Source organism: Plantibacter sp. MMLR14_011 (assembly GCF_001865025.1).
GTDB classification, from domain to species: domain Bacteria; phylum Actinomycetota; class Actinomycetes; order Actinomycetales; family Microbacteriaceae; genus Plantibacter; species Plantibacter flavus_A.
Window position 1 is genome coordinate 186,787 of the sequence record NZ_MJGW01000094.1, and the last position, 26,926, is coordinate 213,712.

General features: G+C 70.0%; 24 protein-coding genes. 9 read left to right on the forward strand and 15 right to left on the reverse strand.

The annotated features are described in order from the left end of the window. Positions 1–13 precede the first annotated feature (13 nt). Positions 14–571 (reverse strand): PH domain-containing protein, encoded by a 558-nt coding sequence (locus BIU99_RS18765; RefSeq protein ID WP_231884331.1) that lies wholly within the window; start codon positions 569–571, stop codon positions 14–16. Between the two features lie 101 nt (positions 572–672). Here BIU99_RS18765 and BIU99_RS18770 point away from each other — a divergent pair, with 101 nt between their 5' ends. Then, positions 673–1,485, forward strand: a complete 813-nt coding sequence (locus BIU99_RS18770) for an EI24 domain-containing protein (protein WP_071262517.1) — start codon at positions 673–675, stop codon at positions 1,483–1,485. Here BIU99_RS18770 and BIU99_RS18775 read toward each other — a convergent pair. Continuing rightward, positions 1,469–2,260, reverse strand: coding sequence for a biotin--[acetyl-CoA-carboxylase] ligase (locus BIU99_RS18775; RefSeq protein ID WP_071262518.1), 792 nt, complete (start codon positions 2,258–2,260; stop codon positions 1,469–1,471). The genes BIU99_RS18770 and BIU99_RS18775 overlap by 17 nt on opposite strands. 139 nt (positions 2,261–2,399) lie before the next feature. On the opposite strand from BIU99_RS18775, the gene BIU99_RS18780 reads away from it, so the two are divergent. The 3 genes from BIU99_RS18780 to BIU99_RS18790 all read left to right on the forward strand — a co-directional run bounded on the left by BIU99_RS18780 (position 2,400) and on the right by BIU99_RS18790 (position 6,130). Then, positions 2,400–4,001 carry an acyl-CoA carboxylase subunit beta gene (locus tag BIU99_RS18780; RefSeq protein WP_071262519.1) on the forward strand — a complete coding sequence of 534 codons (1,602 nt, stop codon included), beginning with the start codon at positions 2,400–2,402 and terminating at the stop codon, positions 3,999–4,001. Continuing rightward, positions 3,998–4,249 (forward strand): acyl-CoA carboxylase subunit epsilon, encoded by a 252-nt coding sequence (locus BIU99_RS18785; RefSeq protein ID WP_083397471.1) that lies wholly within the window; start codon positions 3,998–4,000, stop codon positions 4,247–4,249. The genes BIU99_RS18780 and BIU99_RS18785 overlap by 4 nt, the downstream gene beginning before the upstream one ends. 612 nt (positions 4,250–4,861) lie before the next feature. Next, complete coding sequence (locus BIU99_RS18790; RefSeq protein WP_071262520.1) at positions 4,862–6,130, forward strand: HNH endonuclease signature motif containing protein; 1,269 nt, start codon at positions 4,862–4,864, stop codon at positions 6,128–6,130. A 118-nt stretch (positions 6,131–6,248) separates the two neighbouring features. Here the strand turns inward: BIU99_RS18790 and BIU99_RS18795 are convergent, their stop codons facing one another. The 4 genes from BIU99_RS18795 to BIU99_RS18810 all read right to left on the reverse strand — a co-directional run bounded on the left by BIU99_RS18795 (position 6,249) and on the right by BIU99_RS18810 (position 10,585). Beyond that, entirely contained in the window at positions 6,249–7,310 is a 1,062-nt protein-coding gene (locus tag BIU99_RS18795) for a hypothetical protein (RefSeq protein ID WP_064294848.1), read from the reverse strand. Beyond that, the gene (locus BIU99_RS18800; protein ID WP_079002866.1) at positions 7,307–8,479 is read right to left on the reverse strand and encodes a sensor histidine kinase; all 1,173 of its coding nucleotides are present in this window, start codon (positions 8,477–8,479) and stop codon (positions 7,307–7,309) included. Before BIU99_RS18800 ends, BIU99_RS18795 begins: the two co-directional genes overlap by 4 nt. A gap of 67 nt (positions 8,480–8,546) precedes the next feature. Beyond that, positions 8,547–9,203, reverse strand: coding sequence for a response regulator transcription factor (locus tag BIU99_RS18805; RefSeq protein ID WP_064294846.1), 657 nt, complete (start codon positions 9,201–9,203; stop codon positions 8,547–8,549). A gap of 77 nt (positions 9,204–9,280) precedes the next feature. Then, a complete protein-coding gene (locus tag BIU99_RS18810) occupies positions 9,281–10,585 on the reverse strand; it encodes a class I SAM-dependent RNA methyltransferase (protein WP_071262521.1) in 1,305 nt (434 codons plus the stop codon). A gap of 62 nt (positions 10,586–10,647) precedes the next feature. Here BIU99_RS18810 and BIU99_RS18815 point away from each other — a divergent pair, with 62 nt between their 5' ends. The 3 genes from BIU99_RS18815 (at position 10,648) to BIU99_RS18825 (ending at position 14,846) form a co-directional block, all read left to right on the forward strand. Next, complete coding sequence (locus tag BIU99_RS18815) at positions 10,648–11,298, forward strand: nucleoside triphosphate pyrophosphatase (protein ID WP_071262522.1); 651 nt, start codon at positions 10,648–10,650, stop codon at positions 11,296–11,298. Positions 11,299–11,393: 95 nt separating this feature from the next. Then, a complete protein-coding gene (locus tag BIU99_RS18820; RefSeq protein WP_071262523.1) occupies positions 11,394–13,154 on the forward strand; it encodes a biotin carboxylase N-terminal domain-containing protein in 1,761 nt (586 codons plus the stop codon). A 54-nt stretch (positions 13,155–13,208) separates the two neighbouring features. Then, the gene (locus BIU99_RS18825; RefSeq protein ID WP_139205511.1) at positions 13,209–14,846 is read left to right on the forward strand and encodes a LuxR C-terminal-related transcriptional regulator; all 1,638 of its coding nucleotides are present in this window, start codon (positions 13,209–13,211) and stop codon (positions 14,844–14,846) included. Between the two features lie 38 nt (positions 14,847–14,884). Here BIU99_RS18825 and BIU99_RS18830 read toward each other — a convergent pair whose 3' ends face one another. Next, entirely contained in the window at positions 14,885–16,321 is a 1,437-nt protein-coding gene (locus BIU99_RS18830) for an NAD(P)H-quinone dehydrogenase (RefSeq protein ID WP_064294841.1), read from the reverse strand. A gap of 128 nt (positions 16,322–16,449) precedes the next feature. Between BIU99_RS18830 and BIU99_RS18835 the strand changes: the two genes are divergently transcribed. Both BIU99_RS18835 and BIU99_RS18840 read left to right on the forward strand, forming a co-directional pair. Continuing rightward, the gene (locus BIU99_RS18835; protein ID WP_071262525.1) at positions 16,450–17,283 is read left to right on the forward strand and encodes a purine-nucleoside phosphorylase; all 834 of its coding nucleotides are present in this window, start codon (positions 16,450–16,452) and stop codon (positions 17,281–17,283) included. Further along, entirely contained in the window at positions 17,280–18,983 is a 1,704-nt protein-coding gene (locus BIU99_RS18840) for a phospho-sugar mutase (protein ID WP_071262526.1), read from the forward strand. The genes BIU99_RS18835 and BIU99_RS18840 overlap by 4 nt, the downstream gene beginning before the upstream one ends. Positions 18,984–19,041: 58 nt before the next feature. On the opposite strand, the gene BIU99_RS18845 is transcribed toward BIU99_RS18840, so the two are convergent. From BIU99_RS18845 to BIU99_RS18880, 8 genes are all read right to left on the reverse strand, one after another. Continuing rightward, on the reverse strand, positions 19,042–19,314 hold the full coding sequence (locus BIU99_RS18845; RefSeq protein ID WP_064294838.1) for a PTS sugar transporter subunit IIB: 273 nt from the start codon (positions 19,312–19,314) through the stop codon (positions 19,042–19,044). Further along, complete coding sequence (locus BIU99_RS18850; protein ID WP_071262527.1) at positions 19,311–19,778, reverse strand: PTS sugar transporter subunit IIA; 468 nt, start codon at positions 19,776–19,778, stop codon at positions 19,311–19,313. The genes BIU99_RS18845 and BIU99_RS18850 overlap by 4 nt, the downstream gene beginning before the upstream one ends. 120 nt (positions 19,779–19,898) lie before the next feature. Beyond that, the gene (locus BIU99_RS18855) at positions 19,899–21,056 is read right to left on the reverse strand and encodes an adenosine deaminase (protein ID WP_064294836.1); all 1,158 of its coding nucleotides are present in this window, start codon (positions 21,054–21,056) and stop codon (positions 19,899–19,901) included. Between the two features lie 62 nt (positions 21,057–21,118). Further along, on the reverse strand, positions 21,119–22,411 hold the full coding sequence (locus BIU99_RS18860) for a thymidine phosphorylase (RefSeq protein ID WP_071262528.1): 1,293 nt from the start codon (positions 22,409–22,411) through the stop codon (positions 21,119–21,121). Further along, positions 22,408–22,827 (reverse strand): cytidine deaminase, encoded by a 420-nt coding sequence (locus BIU99_RS18865; RefSeq protein ID WP_064294834.1) that lies wholly within the window; start codon positions 22,825–22,827, stop codon positions 22,408–22,410. Before BIU99_RS18865 ends, BIU99_RS18860 begins: the two co-directional genes overlap by 4 nt. A 2-nt stretch (positions 22,828–22,829) precedes the next feature. After that, positions 22,830–24,131, reverse strand: a complete 1,302-nt coding sequence (locus BIU99_RS18870; protein WP_064294833.1) for an ABC transporter permease — start codon at positions 24,129–24,131, stop codon at positions 22,830–22,832. Further along, a complete protein-coding gene (locus BIU99_RS18875) occupies positions 24,128–25,414 on the reverse strand; it encodes an ABC transporter permease (protein ID WP_079002876.1) in 1,287 nt (428 codons plus the stop codon). The genes BIU99_RS18870 and BIU99_RS18875 overlap by 4 nt, the downstream gene beginning before the upstream one ends. Then, a complete protein-coding gene (locus BIU99_RS18880; RefSeq protein WP_064294832.1) occupies positions 25,411–26,925 on the reverse strand; it encodes an ABC transporter ATP-binding protein in 1,515 nt (504 codons plus the stop codon). The genes BIU99_RS18875 and BIU99_RS18880 overlap by 4 nt, the downstream gene beginning before the upstream one ends. Position 26,926: the final 1 nt, after the last annotated feature.

The following is a 26,926-nucleotide window of genomic DNA, read 5'->3' on the forward strand; positions in this document are numbered from 1 at the left end:
CGCCCCGCACCGGTCAGCGTCGGACCGGTGGCTGCTGCATCGGAGGCGGTGCTGCCGGGTACGGCGCGGCGATGCTCTGGTTCTCCGCGACGAGCTCGTGCAGGGCGTTCTGGACGAGGACCGCACCGGGGACGTCCCGTAGGACGACCGGCACCTCGCCACCGCTCGTCACCCGGACGTTGCCGCTCCCGAAGGCGCTCTGCACCCAGCTCTTGTGCACCGTGATGCCGTAGCCGCGGGCGTGGTAGAGCTCCTGGCGCGTCCGCACGAAGAACCCGCGACGGACGATCAGTCGCCGGGTCGTGATCACGTAGCGGACCGACAGCCAGGCGATGAACGGCAGGACGCAGGCGACCAGCACGATCACCCCGCCGCCGATGAGGACGGCCCAGTTCTGCCACTCGAGGTCGAACGAGCCGAAGAAGTACGCACCGGCGCCGCTCACCGCGATGAGCAGGAGGGCGGGGAGCAGGAGCCGCCGGGCATGCGGACGCAGGCGTGCGACCACACGTTCGGTCGCCGCCGCGGGAGGAGCCGGCCTGCCCGGCCCCGTCATACCGGGATCAGCCATACTCCCATTCTTAGCAGTCGCGGCAACCCGCCGCCTGCTCCCACCCCGCCCGTCGGCGATCCCGAGCATCCGTACATCGGCCGCCCGGCTAGCATGAAGGCGTGAAACCGGCCGACAGCACCGCACCGACGGCGCAGCACCCCGGCGTCGTCGGGTCGTTCCTCGAGGGGATCGGCATCCTCTTCGGCGGGTTCCGCCTCTGGGGTACCTCGCCAAAGCGCATGCTGCTCGGCATGGTCCCCGCCGCGATCGTGGGCGTCGTGTTCATCGCGCTGCTCGTCCTCCTCGGCGTCAACGCCGCCACGATCGTCGACTGGGCGACACCGTTCGCCGACACCTGGGACGAGCCGTACCGCTCGTCCATCCGGGTGGCCGCAGCGGTGGCATTGGTGGCCGTCGCCGTCGTGGTGATGCTGTACGCCTACGCCGCAGCGACGCTCCTCGTCGGCGACCCCTTCTACGAGCGGATCTGGGCCGACGTCGAACGCACCCTCGGCGACGCTCCTCCGGAGTCGGGTGAGTCCGCCTGGCGCGGACTCCTCACCGGTGTCACCCGGGCACTCGGCCTGCTCATGCTCACCATCCCGACGGCGGCCGTCCTCTTCCTCCTCGGCTTCGTCCCGGTGATCGGCCAGACGGTGGTCCCGGTGCTCGGGCTCGCCATGAGCGGTTGGTTCCTCGCCCTCGAGCTGACGGGCTACGCGTTCGACGCGAGGGGATTGTCGTTGCGCGACCGCCGCCGGACCCTCGCGAGGAGACGCGCCCGCACCCTGGGCTTCGGGATGACGGTCGCGGTCCTCTTCCTCCTGCCGGTCCTGTCCGTGCTGGTCATGCCGGCAGCCGTCTCCGGCGCGACGGTACTCGCACGCCGGTCCCTCACCGAACAGGCGGGAACGCTCAGCGCACGTGCGTGACGTCGCCGGCCGCCACCGCGACCGGCGCACCACCGTCGGTCGGTCGGACGACGAGCCGCCCGTCGGCGTCGATCCGCTCGGCCGTCCCGGTCAGGACGTCGCCGCCGGGGAGTTCCACCCGCACCGAGCTGTCCAACGTCACGCATCGCTCGGTGACCGCAGCTCGGAGCCCGCTGGCCTCGGCGTCACCGGACGCCGCCAGGTAGGCGTCGTACAGTGTGCCGAACGCGCGCAGGTAGCCGACGAGGACGGTGTCCGGGTCAGGATCGACGAGACCGGCGAGCGCGAGCGAGGTGGACCGGTCGGTCGGCAGTTCCTCGGCACGCTGACGGAGGTTGACACCGGTCCCGAGGATCACCGCGTCCCCACTCGGCAGCAGCTCGGCGAGGATGCCGGACACCTTCCGACCGCCGATGAGCACGTCGTTCGGCCACTTCACGTCGGCGGGCACCCCGAGCTCCCGGAGCGACTCCGCGAGCGCCGCACCCGCGAGGAGCGGGAGCCAGCCGTAGGCCTGCAGCGGGAGCGGATCACCCGACGGAGTGACCGGCCGAAGCAGGACCGAGACGGCGAGTGACGTGCCGGGTGGCACTGTCCACACGCGACCGAGGCGGCCTCGTCCCCCGCGCTGATCGTCGGTGACGACGACCGCGCGGTCCGGCCACGCGTCGCCGCCGTCCTCGCGCACGCGTCGGGCGAGTTCGTCGTTGGTGGAGCCGGCGTGGGCGAGGATCTCGAGGCGTGGGACGAGGGCGGCGGTGAGGGGCAGATCCATGGCACAACACTACTGAGGCCGGTCGTCGGTGCCCGCGTCACCCACCGGCATGCTTGGACGATGCCGACAACGGATCAGCGCGCCGCTTGTACCCGATCGTCAACGGGTCGGCCGGGGGACCACCGGGTAAGGTGAAAGCGTGACCGACGAAACCACCTCCGGCCCTGACCTGTACACGACGGCCGGGAAGCTCGCCGACCTCAAGAACCGCTATCACGAGGCCGTGACGGCGAGCGGCGAAGCCGCCATCGAGAAGCAGCACAAGAAGGGCAAGCTCACCGCGCGGGAACGCATCGAGCAGCTGCTCGACCACGGCAGCTTCGTCGAACTCGACGAGTTCGTGCGGCACCGCACGACCGCCTTCGGCATGGACCGCTCACGACCGTACGGCGATGCCGTCGTCACCGGAACCGGCACCATCCACGGCCGCCAGGTCGCCGTGTACTCGCAGGACTTCACCATCTTCGGCGGTTCGCTCGGTGAGGTCGCCGGCGACAAGATCATCAAGATCATGGACCTCGCGTTGAAGACGGGCGTCCCGATCATCGGCATGCTCGACTCCGGCGGGGCGCGCATCCAGGAGGGTGTGGTCGCGCTGGGCAAGTACGGCGAGATCTTCCGCCGCAACACCCAGGCTTCCGGGGTCATCCCGCAGATCTCCATCATCATGGGTCCGGCGGCCGGCGGCGCCGTCTACTCCCCCGCACTCACCGACTTCGTCATCATGGTCGACAAGACCAGCCAGATGTTCGTCACGGGCCCCGACGTCATCAAGACCGTCACGGGCGAGGACGTCGGCATGGAGGAGCTCGGCGGCGGGTACACGCACAACACCCGCTCGGGCGTCGCCCACTACCTCGCGAGCGACGAGCCGGATGCCCTCGACTACGCCCGGACCCTCGTCGGCTTCCTGCCCGACAACAACCTGTCCGAGGCCACGGTCTTCGACGTCGAGGTGGAGCTGGAGACGACCGACGAGGACCGTCGCCTCAACACCCTCATCCCCGACTCGCCGAACCAGCCCTACGACGTGAAGACCGTCATCGAACACGTCGTCGACGACGCCGACTTCCTCGAGGTCCAGCCGCTCTTCGCGCCGAACATCGTCATCGGTTTCGCGCGCGTCGAAGGACGGTCGGTCGGTGTCATCGCGAACCAGCCCTCCCAGATGGCCGGGACGCTCAACATCGAAGCGGGCGAGAAGGCGAGTCGGTTCGTCCGGTTCTGCGACGCGTTCAGCATCCCGATCCTCACCCTGGTCGACGTCCCCGGCTACCTGCCCGGCACCGACCAGGAGTGGACCGGCGTCATCCGCCGCGGCGCGAAGCTCCTCTACGCCTATGCCGAGGCCACGGTGCCCCTGGTGACCGTCATCCTGCGCAAGGCCTACGGCGGCGCCTACATCGTCATGGGCTCGAAGCAGCTCGGGGCCGACATCAACCTCGCCTGGCCCACGGCCGAGATCGCGGTCATGGGCGGGCAGGGTGCCGTCAACATCCTGTATCGCGGCGAGATCAAGCGGGCCGAGGAGGCCGGCGAGGACGTCGCCGCCGTGCGCACGCGCCTCGCGAACGAGTACACCTACAACGTGGCGAGCCCGTTCCTCGCCGCCGAGCGCGGCGAGCTGGACGGCGTCATCGAGCCGGCTGCCACGCGGGTCTCGGTCATCAAGGCGCTCCGCGCACTCCGGACGAAGCGTGCGAGCCTGCCCGCCAAGAAGCACGGGAACATCCCGCTGTGAGCACCGGCACCGAGCCGAGCACGACCGAGCCGTCGTCGATCGATCTGCGGATCGTGCGCGGTGCGCCCACAGACGAGGAGCTGGCTGCGCTGACCGCGGTGCTGAGCGTCGCGATCGCCGAACAGGCGCTGCGCGACGCCGACACCGCCCCGGCGCCCCGCGTCCCGTCGACGTGGGAGCGGACGAGGCGGAACCTCCGTACGGGGATCACAGCAGGCCCCGGACACTGGCGCGCGTTCACGGGCTGAGCCGCCTGGGCGGACGACCACCGGTTGCCCCTCGTGGCGCGCGGTGCTGTCCCCCGTTCGTGTCCTCCATAGTGCCGACTGTCGGGGGTACCCCTGATGGGGGATGATCATTCTCGACAGTTGAGTCTCATCGAGACCACTTCACCAGCTCCTGCTCCATCTAGGGTAAGCGGGCAGGAGTTCGGGGGCGGGTCAGAGCAGTATTCGGGTTACCGCTCTGACCCACGAACGTCACGGAGGGCCAGCATCGGGTGCTGGCCCTCCTTTCGTTCGACCTCTCCCGCCGCCTGCGCGACTTCCCCCGGGTCCCTGAGCACCCTCCCCGGTCCGGAGCACCCCCGGCCCCTGAGCGCCCTCCTCCGATCCGGAGCACCCCCGGTCCCTGAGCACCCTCCCCGGTCCCCTGAGCACCCTCCCCGGTCCCTGAGCTTGTCGAAGGGCACACGGAGGCACCCCGACAACCGCAGTGACGGGAGGAGGTCCACCCGGTTTCCCTCCGGCTCCGAGCAACCCTGTCCCGGTCCCTGAGCCTGTCGAAGGGCACACGAGCAACTTCCACAGTCACCGTCACTCGGCATCTGGAATGTCAGTGGTCCATGGTGGACTGGAGCCATGATCGAGACCACCTCCGCAGTTCGAGCTGGCGACGAATACGCCGCGCAGCTCGCGGAGTTCTCGGACCGCTACGCGGACATCCAGCGTCGGCGTGCTGCTCTGGACGCCGAGGAGGCCCGGCTCCTCGCCCGTTCCGCCGCCTACGCGGACGCCTTCGCCGACGCCACGGTTCCGGCGTTCTTCCCGCCGGCGGAACGGCAGGCCCTGTCACGTCGGTCGACCTGTGCGGCGCTCGCGATGGCGACCCGGACGCCGGAACGGACGGTTCAGCGTGCGACCAACGATGCCGAACTGCTCGTGAACGAAGCGCCGGCTGTGCTCGAATCCCTCGAAGCCGGTCGTATTTCGGCGCGGCATGCGCAGACGATCATCGACCAACTCAGTGACGTGCCGACCGCGGGGCGGGCGGTGTTCCTCGCGGAAGTCTTGCAGGTCGCGGAAGCGTCCACCAACGCGAACCTCCGCAGGCGCGCCCGCGTCCTGCGCGAGCGTCTCCACCCCGAGTCGATCACCGCCCGCGCCCGGCGGTCCGAGGCGGACCGTCGGATCGAGTTCGAACCCGCCGCCGACGGCATGGCGTGGGTGCACCTGTTCACCACCGCACCGATCGCGCAAGGCATCATCGAGCGGGTCGAGACGGCAGCGACGGAATCGCGCAAGGCCGGTGACACCCGCACCTGCGGACAACTCCAGGCCGACGCGCTCGCGGCCCTCGCCCTCACCGGCGTCACACCGGACGACGTTGCGTCCAGCCCGGTGCTCCCGCACCCGATCGAGGTCCAGGAACACATCACACCGACCGTGCAGATCACCGTCCCGGCGCTCAGCATTGTCGGCATGAGCGATGCCCCGGCCGTGCTCGACGGCTACGGCCCCATCGACCCCGAGACCGCCGCACGCATCGCGGTGAACGCACCGAGCTACACCCGGATCCTCGTCCAACCCGAGACCGGTGCGGTTCTCTCAGTCGGGCGGAATCAGTACCGCGTTCCGGCCGACCTCCAACGCGCTGTACGCCTCCGGGACGGCACCTGTCGAGCACCAGGCTGCGGAAGACGGGCCCGGGCTTGCGACCTCGATCATTCGATCGCGTGGGAGGACGGAGGCACCACGGATGTCGGCAATCTCGCCTGCCTGTGTCGACATCACCATCGGATGAAGCACCTGCCGGGGTGGAACCTCGACCACAGACCCGGCGGGGTGCTCGATTGGACGACACCCGACGGGAAACACCACCGGACGGCACCCGATCCCGCCCCGTTCTGACCCCGCCGACGAAGGGGTTCCTCGTGGGCACTTCGACAAGCTCAGTGACCGGAAGAAGTCCACCCGGAACACCTCGGTCCCTGAGCCCGTGGACGGGCGCTGCCCTCGTCGGAGCGGTTCAGTCCTCGTCGGACACGCCGACCGCACCCACGTCGGCACGGGACCCGTCGCGCGGGATCTCGAGCCAGACGTCGAGTTCCTCGTCGTCGTCGTCCGGACCCGCAGCGACGCCCGGTTCACGGTGCACCGCGCGCAGGCCGACCACGGTCACCGCGACGCGTTCGTCGTCCGGGACGCTCCGCACGATGAGGCGGGTGGCTTGCGAGGCGGCGAGCGCTTCGGCGATCTGCTCGTGGATCGCGTCGAGGACGCCGGCGTCCAGCTCCTCGAGGCCACCTTCGTCCAGCATGTTCACGATCGCGCCGCGCCGCCGGGCCGCGAGCACCTCGGACCGGACCGGGTCGCTCAGGAGGTGGCGGCCACGGATCTCGTCGCGGAGACTGGCCTCGAGCGTCCGGCACTCCGTGCGATCGGCCACGGAGAGCCTGCCGCCGTTGGCGATGATCGTGCGCAGCATCGGGGTCGCCAGTCGGCCCGTCTGGCTGAGGCGTCGTCTCCGCTCGTGCACGTGCGCGTACTGCGCCGCCTGCCAGTCCGAGGTCGCATGCTCCGCCTGCGTCAGGCGCTCGGCGTCATGCTGCGCCCCGGCGATCGATCGGGTGAGCACACTCGCGAGGACGACCCAGATGAGGCTGCCCGTGACACCCATCCCGAGCGCCAGTCCCGGACCCGCCCAGAGGAGCGACTGGACCGTGAGGAAGACGATCCCGATGTAGGCGACCGCCTCCCGCTGCCGGACCACGGTGATCGTCATCAGTGTCCCGATCGACGCGACGTGCCAGGTGGCGTACCCGTTGTTCCGCGTGGGGTCGAGCTGGCTGGTCACGAGCAACGGGACGACGATCGCGGTCGCGAGGTTGATGCTCGCGAGCCACGACGGCATGCGCGTCGTGCCCATCGGCCAGAGACTCAGGACGCTCGCGACGGCGTAGACGAGCATCGCGATGAGGACCGGGACGACGTCGCGGGGTGTCTCGAGCGTCAGCGCCGCGCGGAGCAGGTGGTACGCCGAGAACAGGGCGGCGAGGATGACGAGGGCGTACCGCGGTGCCGGGGTCACGAGTCGTGCTCCGGTGACCACTCGATGCGGATCACGGCACCCTCACCCGGACGGGAGATCACCGTCGAGCGACCGCCGACCGCGGCGACCCGCTCGACGATCGAGACCTTCAGCCCGAGCCGCTCCTCGGCGACCTGCTCGGGGCAGAACCCGACGCCGTCGTCGCCGACGATGACGCAGACGCCGCCGGAGACCGTGCCCTCGATGGACAGGCTCCGCGCCACTCCCGAACCCGCGTGCTCGACGCTGTTGACCATCGCCTGCACCGTCGCCCAGTAGACCGCGTTCGCGACCGTGACGGGCAGGACCCGGCCGGACGCCCCCTCGACCGTGACGGAGAACGGTTCACCGAGCATCGACGCGGCCGCACGCAGCCGTTCGATGAGTTCGGCGAGACCGGTGACCTCGTCCTCGTTCGTCATCGGCGCTCCGACACCCTCGAGCTGTTCGATCGCGACCCGCGCCATCATGACGGCGAGCGCCTCCGACTTCGGGGTCAGCGCCCGATCCGCGGCGAGCAGGGAGGCGAGGACGCTGTCGTGGACGATCGAATCGACCTCGACGCGCTCCACTTCCGTGGCGTGCTGCTTGACGGCCGCGTCGTAGGTGGCGAGGGCGGCCGCCCTTGCGATGTCGACCCGACCGGCCAGCACACGGAACAGCCCGACGAGGACGACGATGAGCCCTCCGATGATCGTCGCGTACGACGCGTCGAGCGCACCGATCTCGAAGGACGCCGGCGCGAAGTCGGCGTCGATGACGCGGTTGACGCCGTACATGACCGAGGTCACGACGAGGTACACAATGGCCCCCCGCAACTGCAGCGGGATGCAGGCGAACGCGACGGCGATCGTGCAGAGGTACCAGATCCACGGTTCCTGGTTGATGTCCGCCGACGCCTGCGCGTTCACCGCCGGCCAGATGAGGAGGGCCACGAAGAACACGGCGGCGAAGACGCCGGAGGCGATGCGGTGGTGCCACAGGAAGAGGCAGCAGATGATGGCGCCGAACATCGTCCCGAAGACGAGCGAGACGTAGACGACGCCGAACCAGCCGGTGATCTGGACGCCCTGTCCGAGCGTGGTGAACGCGGTCTGCAGTCCGAAGACGAGTCCGATGATCGCGACCGACCGGCCGAGGAGGCGTTCGAAGTTCGCGGTGTTCAGCATCCGGCGCTGAACCTGGACATCTCTCGTGGTCGCGGGGATCGCGGGATGCCTGGTCGGTGCCCGGAAGCTAGGAGACATCCGTCCCGCCTTGATCGAGGCCGGGGAGGATCCCGTCCTCGACCGCTCGGCGGAGCAGGTCGACCTTCGTCGGTGCCGGGCGACCCACCTCGACGTACTTCACCCGGATGCGGTCGATGTGCTCTCGGGCCGTGGAGTAGGCGATGCCGAGCTGCATGGCGACGGTCTTCAGCGGCAGGCCGGACGCGTAGAGGTGCAGGACGTCTCGCTCGCGACGACCCAGCTGCGCCCGCGCGAAATCGCTGTCGGCGTCGATCGCACTCGCCCACTCGATGTTGTTCAGGGCCTCGCCACGGGCCACCGTGCCGATGGCGGCGATGACCGTGTCCGTCGGTGAGGACTTGGGGATGACCCCGGACGCTCCGGCGGCCAGCGCCTCGCGCACCAGTGCGACCCGATCGGCGATCGAGTGGATGAGGACGTGTGCCCCCACAGCCTGCACCGCGTGGATGTTCGAGGTCGGCGTGCTGCCGTCGGAGAGCGAGAGGTCGAGCACGACCACGTCGGGCACGACGCCGTTCAACGCGGCGATGCACTCGACGGCGGTCGGGGCACTCGCCACGACCTGATACCCGGCGTGCGCACACACCGCTTCGATCCCGAGCCGCACGGACTCGTGATCATCAATGATTGCGACGGTCACCACGGCACCATCGTAGCGAGTGACGGACCCGCCGGGCGCGACGGCCGGATCGCGAGTCGCCTCCGTCGGCTCGGGCCCGCTCAAGCCGTCCGTGAGAAGCCCGCGACGGCCTCGAGGTGGTGCGTGTTGGGGAAGAGGTCGTAGGCCGCGAGGTGGTCGAGCTCGTAGCCCTGCTCCGCCAGGAGGGCGACGTCGCGGGACAGCGCGATGGGGTCGCAGGCGACGTAGACGATCGACGCGGGCCGCAGCTCGCCGAGCATGGCGACGATCTCCGCGCCGGCGCCCGAGCGGGGCGGGTCGAGCACGACGGTCGCGGTGGCGTACCGGGACCGCTCGATCCGACTGCCCGTCGCGATCTCCGACCGCAGGAAGGCGTCGACCTTCGCGGTGACGGCCTGTGCGCCCACCCACTCGGACAGGTTCTCGCCCGCGTACTCGGTGGCCCGTTCGTCACTCTCCACGGTCGTGATGCGGGTGGTCGCGCCGAAGCGGTCCCCCACGCCCGCGGCCAGGAGGCCGACGCCGCCGTAGAGGTCGAGGTTCGCGGCGCGCGGGTCGAAGCGCGCGTCGTCGATGGCCGCCGACACGGCCTGCTGGAGGGTCGTCGCAGCCTGACGGTGTACCTGCCAGAACCCGTTCGCGTCGACGATGAACTCGCGCTCGCCGACGAGCTCGCGGATCGGGTCTGCCGCCGGACGGACCGGCTTCGGTCCCCCGCGTCGACCGCGCCCGCCACCGCGTCGGCGGTCGCCGCCTCCGACCTCGTCCGTACGAGTCAGGACGCGGACCGCCCCGGTCGAGGAGGCGACGATGTCGATGGACGTGGTGCCGTCCGGCAACTCCTCGAGCTTGGCCGCTCCAGCGACCGCTTCGATCGCGAGCGGCAGGTCGTCGACCGGGACGACGTGGTGGGACCGCGAGGCGTAGGGACCGATGTTGCCGTGCTGGTCGACGTGCAGGGAGACCCGCGTCCGCCACCGGGTGCCGTCGGGCGTCTCGCCCTCGACCGCGGCGACCGTGAACTCGGGAGCGACTCCGGCGAACCGCTCGAGCCCCTCAGCGAGGACCTGGTGCTTCAACGCACGCTGGTGGGCGAGCTCGATGTGTCCGAACTCCGCTCCTCCCGCCCGCTCGCTCGGCTCGCGGTCGACGGAGGCCTCGGCCCAGACGTGCGGACGGCGGTGCTCGGACGGCGTGAGGACCTCCAGGGTCTCAGCCCGCCAGAAGCGCTTCTCGTTCTCGTCGACGATGCGTGCCCGCACGCGCTCGCCGGGGAGCGTGTCGGGGACGAAGACCACCCGGCCCTCGTGCCGGGCGACGAAGACACCCCCGTGGGCTACGTTGGTGATGTCCAGTTCCACGGTGCGTGCAGTCGTCGTGCTCATGCGTCGAGCATGTCACACGGGCGGCTGTGGGGAGTCCACCGTCCACTGCAGAAGGAACCGTCATGCGCCTCACGCTCGCCTCCACGTCACCGGCCAGACTCGCCCTGCTGCGGTCGAGTGGCATCGAGCCGATCGTCGTCCCGTCGTCGGTCGACGAGGAACGGGCCGTCGACGACGCGACCCTCGCCGCGGGTGCACCGCTCGCCCCCGACGAGGTGGTGGCACTCCTCGCCCGTGCGAAGGCGGAAGCCGCTCTAGCCGTCGTGCGCGAACGCGGCGAGGCGGCCGACCTCATCCTCGGCGGCGACTCGGTCTTCGTCCTCGACGGCGTCGTCCACGGCAAGCCCCACACACCCGAGCGCGCCCGCGAACGCTGGCACGCCCAGCGCGGGAGGACGGGGACCCTGTACTCCGGTCACTGGCTCATCGACTGCACCGGCGCCGCGCCGGTCGGGATCGGCGCGGTCGCAAGCGCCGAGGTGTCCTTCGCCGACGACCTCGACGACGCCGAGATCGACGCCTACGTCGCATCGGGGGAACCCCTCGCGGTCGCGGGTGCCTTCACGATCGACAGTCTGGGCGCCGCCTTCATCACCCGCATCGAGGGTGATCCGTCGACCGTCGTCGGCCTCTCGCTCCCGACCCTGCGGCGTCTCGTCCGCACGCTGGGACACGACTGGCACGAGCTGCGCAACCGGCGCGGCGCCCTCTGACGACCGGTCCTTGTAGAGGCGATACGTCGTTCCTGCGACTTTTTTGTGCGTGTGAGCCAAAGGCTCACCCGGGCCTCCCGGTAGGCTCGTGGACTGTGCCACGTATAACCAAGGTCCTCATCGCCAACCGTGGCGAGATCGCCGTCCGCATCATCCGAGCCGCGAAGGACAGCGGGATCGCCTCCGTCGCCGTCTACGCCGACCAGGATCGCGACGCCATGCACGCCCGTCTCGCCGACGAGGCCTACGCCCTCGACGGGACGACGAGCGCGGAGACGTACCTCGTCATCGACAAGCTCCTGTCCATCGCCCGACGGTCCGGCGCCGACGCCGTCCACCCGGGCTACGGCTTCCTCGCCGAGAACGCGGACTTCGCGCGTGCCGTCATGGCCGCAGGGCTGATCTGGATCGGCCCGTCGCCCGAGGCCATCGAGCGGCTCGGCGACAAGGTCTCCGCCCGCCACGTGGCCGAGAAGGTGGGCGCTCCGCTCGCCCCAGGCACGCTCAACCCCGTCTCGGGCGCCGAGGAGGTGCTCGACTTCGTCGACATCCACGGCCTGCCCGTCGCGATCAAGGCTGCCTTCGGCGGCGGCGGTCGCGGCCTCAAGGTCGCCCGCGAGCGCGACGAGGTCGCCGAGCTCTTCGAGTCCGCCACCCGCGAGGCCATCGCAGCGTTCGGCCGGGGCGAGTGCTTCGTCGAGAAGTACCTCGACCAGCCACGCCATGTCGAGACACAGTGCCTGGCCGACGCGCACGGCAACGTGGTCGTCGTCTCCACCCGCGACTGCTCCCTGCAGCGTCGCCACCAGAAGCTCGTCGAGGAGGCACCGGCACCCTTCCTCACCGACGACCAGGTGACGGAGCTCTACCGGGCGTCGAAGGCGATCCTCAAGGAGGTCGGTTACCTCGGTGCCGGCACCTGCGAGTTCCTCATCGGCAAGGACGGCACCGTCTCCTTCCTCGAGGTCAACACCCGCCTGCAGGTCGAGCACCCGGTCTCCGAGGAGGTCACCGGCATCGACCTCGTCCGCGAGCAGTTCCGTCTCGCCGAGGGCGGCGTGCTCGACTACGACGACCCGCAGCCGAGCGGCCACTCCTTCGAGTTCCGCATCAACGGCGAGGACCCGGGACGCGGCTTCCTCCCGCAGCCGGGCCCGATCCACGTGTTCAAGACCTTCGGCGGCCCCGGTGTCCGGCTCGACTCCGGTGTCACGGCCGGCGACACGATCTCAGGTGCGTTCGACTCGCTCCTCGGCAAGATCATCGTCACGGGACGTACCCGCGAGGAGGCGCTCGAACGGAGCCGTCGCGCACTCGACGAGTTCGAGGTCGCCGGCCTCCCCACCGTCATCCCCTTCCACCGCAAGATCGTCCGCGACCCCGCGTTCACCGCGGAGGACGGCACCTTCGGCGTCTACACCCGATGGATCGAGACGGAGTTCGTCAACGACATCGAGCCCTGGGACGGATCCATCGATGCGCAGCAGGCACCCGCTGCCCGCTCGACGGTGGTCGTCGAGGTCGGCGGCAAGCGTCTCGAGGTCAGCCTTCCGGGCGGACAGCTGGGACTGAACGTCGGTGCGCCGGTCGCCGCTCCCGCTCCGCACCGCCGCGGGGGTGCAGCAGTGGTCTCGGGTGCGACGGGTGACTCCGTCTCGGCGCCCATGCAGGCGACCATCGTGAAGCTCGCGGTCGCCGAGGGCGATGTCGTCGTGAAAGGCGACCTCGTCGTCGTCCTCGAGGCGATGAAGATGGAACAGCCCATCACGGCGCACAAGGACGGCACGGTCGGCGCGATCGACGCGACGGTCGGTGCCACGGTCTCCTCGGGTCACCAGCTCCTCACCATCAGCTGACCCGGACGGCGCCTTCGGGCGTCGTATCGGACCCGGCGACGATACGCTGAGCAGGTGTCAGCAGCCGACCTTCTCGAAGATGCGTTGGATCGTGTGGCGGACTTCGACGCCGCCGGTGCGATCGCACTGCTCGAGGCGGAGCCCGGCGCTGCGTCCGATCCCCGCGTCCTCGCCCTCCTGTCCTACGCCCGGTTCACCACCGCCGACTTCGCGGGTTGTCGCCGGGATGCGGTGGACGCGCTCGCCGCATCGACGGACTCCGACCGGACGACCCGCCTGCTCGTGCTCGGAGCCGCCGGGCTGGCCCTCGGGTCGGACCGCTCGTCCGGCTCGGAGCTGGAGGGGTGCTTCGCGGAGGCGGACGCCCTCGTCGACGACGGCGGGGACCTCGAACCGACCCTGGCCTGGCTCGTCGGGTACCTGCTCGTCGAGGGTGCCGTCGTCAACGTCCTGATCCACGCCGCCCGGCGCTTCGCCGACGCGTTCGCCGACGACATCGCCGCCACCCCGGGCCGCTTGTACCGGACACTCGTCGACGGGGTCCTCGCCCGCCTCCTGCTCAACGAGGGACGCGTCGCCGAGGCCGAGGCCGCCGCGCTCGCGATGTTCGAGCGGGCCGGGAGCGGACCGACCGCGCTGTACGCGGAGGCCGTGCAGTGCCTCGTCGCCGGGAACCGAGCCGAGCAGGGGGCGACCAGGACGCTCGCCCGCCGCGTCCGTCAGGCCATCCCCGAACCCACGGGCGCCTTCCAGACGACGTGCTACCTCCTCGTCGGCTACGGACTCGCAGCCCTCGCGGACGACCACGGTGCCGCGGCCCTCGCCCGCAGCGCATCGGGGAACGACTTCAGCGGCTTGTCCGTCCAGGACCGGGCCCTCGCGATCGAACTGCTGGTCTCGAGCGCGTTCCTCGACCGCGACATCGTCGAATCGGAACGCCTCATCGGCTTCATCGCCGCCGACGTCGACCGCAGGGTCCCCGGGCCGGCCATCCTCCGGATGCAGTGCAAGCTCGAACTCCTCCGTGGGCGCCCCGCCGAGGCGCTGGCGCTCGCGCGCACGGCGACCACCCGCGCGTTGGCGGACGGCCGCATGCTGGAAGCCGGGATCGGCGAGATCCTCGCGACGCGCGCCCTGATCGCCATGTCCGACCGGACGCAGGCCGTCCGCGAGTTGGCCGCGCTCGCCGAGCAGGCGGTCCGCGGCGGACACACCGCCGCGACCCGCTCCGCCGCCCGGGAGCTGAAGGCGATCGGTCGACGTCTCGCGCCGGTCGCGGGATCCGGTTGGGACGGACTGTCGCCGCGCGAACGCGAGGTCGCCCTGCTCTCCGCGGAGGGCAACTCGACGGCGGAGATCGCGTCCGTCCTCCAGCTCTCCTCGCGCACGGTCGACGCGCACGTCACCCGGGTGCTCGCCGCGTTCGGGATCGTGTCCCGCCGCCAGCTCCCCTCACGCCTCCCGGCCACACTGCCGTTGACCGCCGTCCCCGTCCCGACCACGCCGCTGACGCCCCGACAGCGCGACCTCACCGGACTCGTCGCGGACGGCCTGTCCAACGACGAGATCGCGACGGCCCTCGGCATCTCCCGCAAGACCGTCGAGAAGCATCTCAGCGCCGTCTTCCACGCCTGGGGCGTGCGCTCGCGGGTCGCCGTCGCACGCATCGTGCTCGCGAACCGCGATCGGTGACGTCCGGCTCATCGGCGACGGTTCGACGAGGACGACGTCTATTCGACGATGTGCATGGCGCGCGCCGCGTCGGTGATCGACCCGGTGAGTGACGGGTAGACCGTGAAGGCGCGCGCGACCTGATCGACGTTCAACCGCTGCTCGACGGCGAGGGCGAGCGGGAAGATCAGCTCGCTGGCCTTCGGCGCGACGATGACCCCGCCGATGACCGTGCCGCTGCCGGTCCGCGCGAACAGCTTGACGAAGCCGTCCTTGATGCCCATCATCTTCGCGCGCGGGTTCTGGGCGAGGGGCAGTTTGTAGATCTCGCCCTGGGCGATGCCGTCCTCGATCTGCTTCTGGGTCCAGCCGACGGTCGCGATCTCGGGCTGCGTGAAGATGTTCGCGGCGACGTTGCGGATCTCGGTCGGGTTCACCGCGTCGCCCATCGCATGCAACATCGAGGTGCGACCCTGCATCGACGCGACGGACGCGAGCGGCAGGAAGGTCGTGCAGTCGCCGGCGGCGTAGATGTTGGGGACGCTCGTGCGGGCGACCCGGTTGACGCGGATGTGTCCGGAATCGGTCAGCTGCACGCCGGCCTCCTCGAGGCCGATCCCGGCGGTGTTGGGGACCGAACCGACCGCCATGAGGCAGTGCGAGCCCTCGACCGTGCGGCCGTCGGAGAGCGTGGCGACGACGCCGTGCTCGGTGCGGGTGACGGAATCGGCCCGTGACTTCGAGAGGACCGTCATGCCGTTGCGCTTGAAGACGTTCTCGATGACCGCCGCCGCGTCGGCGTCCTCACCGGGCAGCACCTGGTCGCGGCTCGAGATGAGCGTGACCTTGGAGCCGAGCGCCGTGTAGGCGGAGGCGAACTCGGCGCCGGTGACGCCCGAGCCGACGACGATGAGGTGCTCGGGGACGGAGGTGAGGTTGTAGAGCTGCGTCCAGGTGAGGATGCGCTCGCCGTCCGGCAGGGCGGAGGGCAACTGGCGCGGGCTCGCGCCGACGGAGACGACGACGGTGTCGGCCTCGATGCGGTCGAAGTCGGTGCCGGCGGACAGGTCGGTCGAGACGATGACCTCGTTCGGTCCGTCGAGCCGCCCCTGACCGTTGACGATGCGGACACCGGCACGGATGAGACTCGCCCGCATGTCCTCGGACTGCTGGCGGGCCAGTCCGAGCAGTCGTTTGTTGACGGCAGCGAGGTTCACCGCGACCTCGGGACGGCTGGGCTTGCCGGTGGTCTCCGAGCGGACGAAGAACTGCACACCGAGGTCGGCGGCCTCGCCGATGGCCCCGACGGCGTCGGCCGTGGCGATGAGGCTCTTGGACGGGACGACGTCGGTGATGACGGCCGCTCCGCCGACGCCCGAACGCTCCACGAGCGTGACGTCGGCCCCGAGCTGCGCCCCGGCGAGGGCCGCCTCGTACCCGCCGGGTCCGCCTCCGATGATCGCCACTCGCTGCTTGCGTTCGAACTCGTAGGCCATGCCTCCATTCTCGCGCGCCACCAGGGGCGGGACCAAACCCGTTCGGGCCTGCGGCGGCCGGGATCGTGCGCGGATGAGCCGGGTCGCCACGGTTGGGCGGCGGCCCCGCCCCTGTCTAGAGTGAGAGGATGTCCGAAACCTCTGCGAACCCACTCGATCTGTCCGATGTCGATCCCTTCGAGATCGCCCGCGAAGCCGCCGGCCAGATCGCCGAGAAGACCGGCGTCGAACGCCACGACATCGCGCTCACCCTCGGCAGCGGCTGGGGCAAGGCGGCCGATCTGATCGGCGAGACGACGGCGACGATCCCGGCCTCGGAGATCGTCGGCTTCTCGAAGCCGGCGCTCGAGGGCCACGTGGGCACCCTGCGCTCGATCCTGCTCCCGAGCGGCAAGCGTGCGCTTGTCATCGGCGCCCGGACGCACTACTACGAGAACCACGGTGTCCGCCGCGTCGTGCACAGCGTCCGGACGGCTGCGGCTGCCGGTGCCCGCATCATGGTGCTGACGAACGGCGCCGGCGGCATCAAGGACCACTGGACGCCGGGGACGCCCGTGCTGATCAGCGACCACATCAACCTCACTGCCGACTCACCGCTCGAAGGTGCGACCTTCATCGACCTCACCGACCTCTACGCCAAGCGGCTGCGGGACATCGCGCACAGCGTCGCTCCGGAGCTCGACGAAGGCGTCTACACGCAGTTCCGCGGACCGCACTACGAGACCCCGGCCGAGGTCCAGATGGCGAAGGCGATCGGCGGCCACATCGTCGGTATGTCCACCGCGCTCGAGGCGATCGCCGCACGTCAGGCCGGCATGGAGGTCCTCGGGATGTCGCTCATCACGAACCTCGCCGCCGGCATCCAGCAGACACCGCTCAGCCATGCCGAGGTCATCGAGGCCGGCCAGGCGGCCGAGCCGGTGATCAGCAAGCTCCTCGCGCAGATCGTCGCGGCCCTGTGAGCGAGGCGACGAGCCTGCTCGCGACCGCCGAGGCCTGGCTCGCCCAGGATCCCGACGACGAGACCCGGGCCGAACTGGCAGGCCTCGTCGAACGCGCCCGCGTGTCCGACGACGTCGCCGTCGCAGAACTGCACGACCGCTTCGACACCCGTCTGCAGTTCGGCACGGCCGGGCTCCGCGGACGCATCGAGGCCGGTTCCAACCGGATGAACCGGGTCCTCGTGTCGCAGGCCGCGGCCGGACTCGCCGCCTACCTGCTCGAGCAGGCACCGGAAGGCGTGACGCCGAGTGTCGTCATCGGCTACGACGGCCGGAAGAACTCCGCCGTGTTCGCCAGCGACACCGCCGAGCTGATGGCCGGTGCCGGCGTCCGCGCCATCCTGCTGCCACGGCTCCTGCCGACGCCCGTCCTCGCGTTCGCCGTGCGGTTCTTCGACGCCTCGGCCGGCGTCATGGTGACCGCGAGTCACAATCCGCCCGCCGACAACGGCTACAAGGTGTACCTGGGCGGCGAGCACCACGGGTCCCAGATCGTCTCCCCCGCCGACGCGGCCATCGCCGCCCACATCGGGCGCATCGCCGAGACGGCGCTCGTCCAGGACCTCCCGCGCAGCGACGGGTTCGAGATCGCGGGCGAGGACGTCGTCGACGCCTATGTCGCCGAGACCGCAGCCGTCGCTCCCGCCACGGCGGGCGGCCAGCTGCGCGTCGTCTACACGGCCATGCACGGCGTGGGTTGGGAGACGACCCGACGCGTCCTCGAGACCGCCGGGTATCCGGCACCGGAACTCGTCACCGAGCAGATCGATCCCGATCCCACCTTCCGGACCGTCAGCTTCCCGAACCCGGAGGAGCCGGGCGCGCTCGACCTGTCCTTCGCGACGGCGCGAGCAGTCGGCGCCGACCTCATCATCGCCAACGACCCCGACGCCGACCGCCTGGCGATCGCGATCCCCGACGACGCGGCCCCCTCGGGGTTCCGTCGGCTCACCGGCAACGAGGTCGGTCTCCTCCTCGGCTGGCGGGCCGCCCAGGCCGCCAGTGCCGCACTCGACGGCGATGCGGCTCCCGAGGGCACGCTCGCGTGCTCGATCGTCTCCTCCCCCGCCCTACGCCTCGTCGCCGAGGCGCACGGCCTCGAGTTCCGCGAGACGCTCACCGGGTTCAAGTGGATCTCCCGGACGCCGGGCATGCTCTTCGGCTTCGAGGAGGCCCTCGGCTACCTCGTGAACCCCAGGACCGTGCGCGACAAGGACGGCATCTCGGCCGCCGTCGCGTTCCTCGGTCTCGCGACGGCGTCGGCGCAGGCGGGCGAGAGCGTCGCGGGGCTCCTCGACCGGTTCGCGGACACCTTCGGTTCCTTCGGCAGCGACCAGATCTCCATCCGCTACACCGAACTCAGCCGCATCGGCGAGGTCATGGCCGGGCTGCGGGCGCTCCCGCCGACGGAGCTCGCGGGAGCTCGGGTGACCCGGATCGACGACCTCGCCGACGGGTTCGAGGCGCTCCCGCCGAGCGACGTCCTGCGCGTCTGGCTCGACGACGGCACCAGGGTCATGATCCGGCCGAGCGGCACGGAGCCGAAGCTCAAGGTGTACGTCGACGTCCAGTCCGCCGACGGCGACGCCGCCGAGCGGGCGGCCACGGTCACCGCACGGCTCGCCGCTCTGCGGACGGACCTCACGGCGCTCGTCTCCTAACCCCTCGACGGGCTCGGCGCCCGGTGGTGTGCGGCCCGGAGACCGGGGCGCACACCACTCAGCCGATGGCGCGTTCGAGCTTCTCGGTGAGTTCGGCGAGGTCGAAGTAGTTGTCGATGACGACGATGTCGGCGAAGGTCTTGCCGATGCGCTCGACGAGCTCCGGCGAGGTCAGGATCACCTGGGCGTCGGCCGCGGTGGTGCCGAGGCTCTCGATGTCGCCGGCGACGACGTCGGCCTCGAGGTCGAGGCGTTCGAGCGCGCGTTCGGCGTTGAGCTTGAGGATGGCCGAGGAGCCGACTCCCGAACCGCAGACGGCGACGATCTTCATGCCTGGCCCCCGCCGGACAGCGGTGACGCACCGAACACGGCTCGCACCTCGTCGAGCGTCGTGGCCGCAGCGAGCCGCGGGATGGCGGTCTCGTCGTTGAAGACGTTGGCGATCTCCGCCACCCAACCCACGTGTGACTCAGCGGTGGTGACCGCGAGGCCGAGGACCACCGAGACGGGGTCGTTGTGGGGGTGGCCGAACCGGACCGGAGCAGCGAGGGTCGCGACGACGAGGGCGTCCTCGTGGACGTCGGCGCCCGGTCGGGCGTGCGCGAGCGCCAGGCCCGGCGCGATCACGACGTACGCGCCGAATTCCTCGACGACGTCGATCATCCGTTGCGTGTACGCGGCGTCGGTCGCGCGGGTGTCGGACAGCAGCGCTCCGGCTACGCGGATCGCCTCGCGCCAGTCGTCGGCATCGACGTGGAGCGCGACGCTGGCTTCGGACAGTTCTGGGAGTGGCATCGCTTCAATCAGAGGATCGGTCGACCCGAGTGGATCGGAACCATCGTAACGCTCCGAGGCTGGAAGCCTGCCGCGCAGGTGCCGCCCAGGCGGTCGCCGGAACAGCACCTGCCGACATCGTCAGTCCTCGTCGTCGTCGAGGAACTCGTCGAATGCCTCCGAGATGCGGTCCGCCAAGGCCTCGCGGATCTCCAACGGCTGGAACGTCGCGGCGGCGGCGTTCAGCTGGAAGGTCTCCAGGTCGGTCAGGTCGTAGTCGAACGCCTCGGAGAGGAGCGCGAGCTCTTTCGTCAGGCTCGTGTCGCTCATGGTGCGGTTGTCGACGTTGACCGTGACGGCGAAGTCGAGCTGGTAGAGCAGGTCGAACGGGTGGTCCTCGAGCTCCTCGCCCCAGGCCGCGATGGCTCCGGTCTGCAGGTTCGACTGCGGGCTGAGCTCCAACGGGATCTTGCGGTCGCGGACCCACTCCGCGACGGGACCGAGCGTGGCGTAGAGGGACTCGGCGTCGTCGCGCTCGATGAAGATGTCCTCGGCGATGCGGACACCGTGGCCGAGTCGCAACGCACGGCCGTCGAGCAGGGCGCTCCGGATCGACTCGATGCCGTCGGCCTCTCCCGCGTGGACGGTGACCGGGAACAGCTCGGCCGCGAGGTAGTCGAACGCCAGGCGGTGCTTGCTGGCGGGGAAACCCGCCTCGGCGCCGGCGATGTCGAACCCGACCACGCCGCGCTCGCGATGACGCACGGCGAGCTCAGCGATCTCGAGCGCACGGTCGGCGTGCCGCATGGCCGTGACGAGCTGACCGATCTGGATGTCGGAGCCGGAGTGGGCCGCGTCCTTGACACCGAGCTCGATACCCTCCTGGACGGCCTCGACGACCGCGTCGAGGCTGAGGCCGCGGGTGAGGTGCTGCTCGGGAGCCCAGCGCACCTCGCCGTAGATGACGCCGTCCGCAGCGAGGTCCTGAACGAACTCGCGCGCGATGCGGACGAGCCCCTCCTCGGTCTGCATGACCGCGGTGCTGAGGTCGAAGGTCTTGAGGTACTCGACGAGCGAACCGGCGTTGCACTGCGTGTAGAACCAGTCGGCCAGGCCGTCGGGGTCCGACACGGGGACGTCGACACCGATGGCCTCGGCCAGCTCGATGATCGTGGCCGGCCGCACACCACCGTCGAGGTGGTCGTGGAGCGAGATCTTCGGGAGCGCGCGGAGGTCGACGCCGGAGAGGGGGGATTCGTCTGCAGAGGTCACGGGGTTCACTGTACCGCTCACGCGCATCCTGCGACATGGCTCAGTCCGTCGCCTCGAGGACCGGGCGACGGACTGAGCGTCTGCGGCCGTCAGGCCTCGATGCGGGCCCGGACGATGGGGCCGCGCGGCGGCGCGGTGTCCTCGATCGTGTAGGCACCCTCGAGCGCCTCGAGCGCCCGCGGGAAGCGGGCGGCGTCGTCGGCGCTCAGCGTGAAGAGCGGCTGTCCGGCCCGGACCTCGTCACCCGGCTTCGCGTGCAGGTCGATGCCCGCCGCGTGGATGACCGGGTCCTGCTGCCTGGCCCGACCGGCACCGAGGCGCCAGGCCGCGATGCCGAACGGCAGTGCCTCCTGCGTCGCCAGCACGCCGTCGCGCGACGCCGTGACGACGTGCGTCTCCTTGGCGATCGGCAGCGGTGCGTCCGGGTCACCGTCCTGTGCGCGGATCATGCGCTTCCAGACGTCCATGGCCCGACCGTCCGCGAGGGCGCCCTCGACGTCCGCGTCCGGCTGCCCGGCGAGGGTCAGCATCTCCCGCGCGAGGGCGAGGGTCAACTCGACGACGTCCGCCGGACCACCGCCCGCCAGGACCTCGACGGACTCGCGGACCTCGTTCGCGTTGCCGATCGCGAGGCCGAGCGGGACGTTCATGTCCGTCAACAGCGCGGTCGTCGCCACACCGGCGTCCGTCCCGAGCGCGACCATCGTGCGCGCCAGTTCCTCGGCGCGCTCGTAGTCCTGCATGAAGGCGCCGGAGCCGAACTTGACGTCGAGGACGAGCGCCCCGGTGCCTTCGGCGATCTTCTTCGACATGATGCTCGACGCGATGAGCGGGATCGCCTCGACCGTGCCCGTCGTGTCGCGCAGGGCGTACAGGCGCTTGTCCGCCGGGGCGAGACCGGAACCGGCGGCGCAGATGACCGCGCCGACGTCCGCCAGCTGCGCCATCATCTCGTCGTTCGTCAGCGCCGCGCGCCATCCCGGGATGCTCTCGAGCTTGTCGAGCGTCCCACCCGTGTGCCCGAGCCCGCGGCCCGACAGCTGCGGCACCGCGACGCCGAACACGGCGACGAGCGGGGCGAGCGGCAGGGTGATCTTGTCGCCCACGCCGCCGGTCGAGTGCTTGTCCGAGGTCGGCTTGTCGAGCGACGCGAAGCTCATCCGCTCACCGCTCGCGATCATTGCCATCGTGAGGTCGCGGATCTCGCGCCGCTCCATGCCGTTCAGCAGGATCGCCATCGCCAGCGCCGACATCTGCTCGTCGGCGACGTAGCCCCGGGTGAAGGCGTCGATCAGCCAGTCGATCTGCGGCGTCGACAGCTCACCGCGGTCGCGCTTCGTGCGGATGAGGTCGACGACGTCGAATGCTTCTACGGAACTCATGCGTGGTACTCCTCGAGTTGACGTGGTCCGAAAGCGTCCGGCAGGACCTCGTCGATAGTGCGGATGCCGGAGACGGTGTCGAGCAGCATGCCCGCCGTCGAGTGTTCGTACAGCAGCTGTCGGCAACGGCCGCACGGCATGAGGCGTTCGCCCTTGCCGTCGACGCAGGCGAACGCCACGAGGCGTCCTCCGCCCGACATGTGGAGCGCGGAGACGAGCGCGCACTCAGCGCACAGCGTCAGGCCGTAGCTGGCGTTCTCGACGTTGCAGCCGGAGATGATCCGGCCGTCGTCCACGAGGGCAGCCGCGCCGACCGGGAAACGGCTGTAGGGCACGTAGGCGTGACCCATCGCCTCCCGGGCCGCGGTGTGCAGCGCCTCCCAGTCGACGGGTGGCGTGGTCGTCGTGTCGCTCACGGTCAGCCCTTCACGTAGGGCTTGCCGGCGGCCGCCGGTCCGCGGGAGATGCCGACGAGTCCGGCGACCGCGAAGATCGTCACGACGTACGGCAGCATGAGCATGAACGCGCTCGGCACCGGGGAGCCGATGGCGCTCAGCGCGAACTGGAGGTTCTGCGTGAAGCCGAACAGCAGCGCGGCGAGGGTCGCCTTGAGCGGGTCCCAACGTCCGAAGATGACCGCCGCGAGTGCGATGTAGCCGGCACCCGCCGTCATCTCCTTGTTGAACGCACCGACCGAGCCCAGGGTGAAGTAGGCCCCGCCGAGGCCGACGATCGCGCCCGCGAGCGCGACGTTCCAGAAGCGCGTCCGGTTCACGTTGATGCCCACGGTGTCGGCCGCCTGCGGGTGCTCACCCACGGCGCGCAGGCGGAGGCCCCAGCGCGTGTAGAACAGGCAGAAGAACACCACGGCCACGGCGATGTACATCAGGTAGATGATGATCGTCTGGCGGAACAGCACGGGTCCGATGAGCGGGATCTCGCTGAGGATCGGGATGTTGATCCGGGGGAACTTCGGCGGGCTGTTGAAGAGCGCCTCGTTCTTCGTGAGCACCTGCGAGTACAGGAAGCTCGTCAAGCCGACGACGAGGACGTTGAGCACGACACCGACGATGACCTGGTCGACGAGGTACTTGATCGAGAACGCCGCGAGCAGGAAGCTCACGAGCGTCCCGGCGATCATCGCCGCGACGAGCCCGAGGAAGGCGTTCCCCGTCACCGAGGCGACGAAGGCGGACGAGAACGCGCCGGCGAGCAGCTGTCCCTCGATCGCGATGTTCACGACGCCGACCCGCTCGGAGATGACGCCGCCGAGCGCGCCGAAGATGAGCGGGACGCTCAGCGCGACCGTGCCGAGCAGGAGCCCGGTGATCGGGATCGCCTTGCCCGCGGCGGCCCACGACAGGAACCCGACCATGAACAGCACCCCGAACACGGTGATGAGCCAGAGCGGGATCTTCTTGCCCGTGGTGACGAGGTACGCGCTCAGCGCCGCGATGGCGGCCAGGAGGATCGTGACGACGATGCCGGTGACCGTGGACGGGAGCACGACCGTCGGCAGTTGGATGACGTCGCCGTCACTGGAGAGCCGGAACGTGCTGTTGCCGTCGCGGTGCCAGATGACGAACAACAGGAACGCGATGACGGTGAAGATCCCGAACGCGATCGGAGCCTTCCAGCTGCGGACGACGACCGTCTCGAGGACGATCGGGGCGTCGGGAGCCGGCTGCGGCGTCTGCTTGTCGAGCGTGAATCCACTCATGCGGACACCTCCTTCTTGGCGGAGCGACGCGTTCGGCGCGTCGAACCGTCGGGCTTCGGCAGGAAGAAGATCGCCCGCACGAGCGGCGGAGCCGCGATGAACAGCACGATGAGCGCCTGGAGGACGAGCACGATGTCGATCGGCACGTTCACGCCCTGGGTGGCCTGCATGGAGTACCCGCCGGCCTTGAGTGCACCGAACAGGATGCCGGCGATGAGGATGCCGCCCGGCCGGCTGCGTCCGAGCAGCGCGACGGTGATGGCGTCGAAGCCGATGCCGGCGTCGATGCCGTTGTCGAACCCGGAGGTCACCGTTCCGAGCACCTGCGAGACGCCGGCGAGACCGATCAGTCCGCCGGAGAGCAGCATGGCGTACACGTAGGTGTTCTTCACGTCGATACCCGCGACGCGCGCGGCGTTCGGGTTCTCACCGACCGCTCGGAAGCGGAACCCGATCGACGACCGGCTGAACAACCACCACACGAACACGACCGCGAGGATCGCGATGAGGAAGCCGGCGTGCAGGTTGTAGCGGTCACCGAGGAGCTTCGGCAGCACCGCGTTCGGTGCCATCGCAGCGCTCTTCGGCACGTTCGAGCCGGGAGCCTGCAACAGCCCCTGCGTGGAGAGCATGAAGGTGATGAGGTAGAACGCGACGTAGTTGAGCATGATCGTGATGATCACCTCGTGCGCACCGGTGCGGGCCTTCAGGACACCGACGATGCCGCCCCAGAACGCGCCACCGATGATGCCGGCGGCGATCGCGACGAGCAGGTGCACCACGGGCGGGAGGTCGAGCGTGAAGCCGACCCATCCGGCGCAGGCGGCGGCGATGAGCATCTGACCACGCCCACCGATGTTGAACATGCCGACCCGGAACGCCAGGCCGACACCGAGTCCGGCGAGGATCAGCGGGGTCGCGAAGGTCAGCGTCTCCGTCAGCGGGCGGATGCCGTTCAGGAAGTCCGGGCGCTTGAAGTTGTAGATCGACCCTTGGAAGAGCGCGCCGTACGCACCGGTCGCCGACTGCCAGACCGCCGCGATGGTGTCACCCGGGCGCGCGAAGAAGTACCCGGCGGCGGTGTGGACCTTCGGATCGGTCAGCGCGATGAGGATCGCACCGACGACCATCGCCAGGACGACGGCGAGGATCGAGATGACGATGCTCGAGTTGAGGATCTCGGCGAGCACCTTGTTCGAGCGCGGCTGGGTCGTGTCGGGCTTCGCCTCACCCGGTGCCACCGGCTGGACCGTTCCGGGCGGGGTGTGGGACGTCTCGCTCATGCTGCTGCTCCTGCCGGGAGTTCGCCGGCCATCATGAGGCCGAGGACCTCTCTGGGGGTCGATGCCGGGACGATCCCGACGATACCGCCGCGGTACATGACGGCGATGCGGTCGGCGAGCGCGACGACCTCGTCGAGCTCGGTCGACACGACGATGACGGGGATGCCTGCGTCGCGCGTGGCGACGATGCGCTTGTGCACGAACTCGATCGAGCCGACGTCGATGCCGCGGGTCGGCTGTGCGGCGACGAACAGCCGCAGCTCACGGCTGAGCTCACGGGCGAGGACGACCTTCTGCTGGTTGCCACCGGACAGGGAGCCCGCCGGCGATTCGATGCCCTGCGACCGGACGTCGAACTCCTGCGACTTCTCGCGGGCGAACTCGTCGCGGAACCCCCGCTGGACGTTGCCGCCCTTCACGAAGGGCGCACCGGTCGATCGGTCCAGCATGAGGTTCTCGGCGATCGTGAATTGTTTGACGAGCCCGTCCTCGGACCGGTCCTCGGGAACGAACCCGACGCCGGCGTCGAGCACCTTCCGTGGGGTGGACCCGACGAGTTCGACGCCGTCGAGCTTGATGCTGCCCTTGGTGTGCGGCTGCAGCCCGAGGATCGCCTCGGTGAGCTCGGTCTGTCCGTTGCCCTGCACGCCGGCGATGGCGAGCACCTCGCCCTCGCGCACCTCGAAGCTGACGCCGTTGACGACGAGCTGGCCGAGGTGGTCGACGACGGACAGGTCCTGCACGGTGAAGGTGGTGTCGCCGAGGTTCGGCGCCTCCTTGTGGACCGTGAGTTCGACGGGACGCCCGACCATGAGGGACGCCAGCTCGGCGTTCGTCGCGGTGGGCGAGGCCTCGCCGACGACCTTGCCGAGGCGGATGACGGTGATGCGGTCGGCGACTTCGCGGACCTCGCGCAGCTTGTGGGTGATGAAGACGATGGACGTCCCCTCCTCCTTGAGCTGCTTCATGATCGCCATGAGCTCGTCCGTCTCCTGCGGCGTAAGCACGGCGGTGGGCTCGTCGAAGACGAGGACGTTGGCGTTGCGGGACAGCGCCTTGACGATCTCGACGCGCTGCTGCACCCCGACCGGGAGGTCGCCGACGATGGCGTCCGGATCGAGGCTGAAGCCGAACCGCTCGGAGATGTCGATGACGAGCTTGCGGGCCGCGGCGACGTCGAGGCGGCCACCGCCCTTGGTCTGCTCGTGGCCGAGCATGACGTTCTCGGCGACGGTGAAGACGGGGATGAGCATGAAGTGCTGGTGCACCATGCCGATGCCTGCGCCCATGGCGTCGCCAGGGCCCTGGAAGTGCTGGACGACGTCGTCCAGGAGGATCTCGCCCTCGTCGGCCTGATACAGGCCGTACAGGACGTTCATGAGGGTGGACTTGCCGGCACCGTTCTCGCCGAGGAGACAGTGGATCTCCCCCGGTTCGACGGTGAGGTCGATGTGGTCGTTGGCGGTGAGTGCGCCGAACCGTTTGGTGATGCCGCGGAGCTCGAGCTTCATG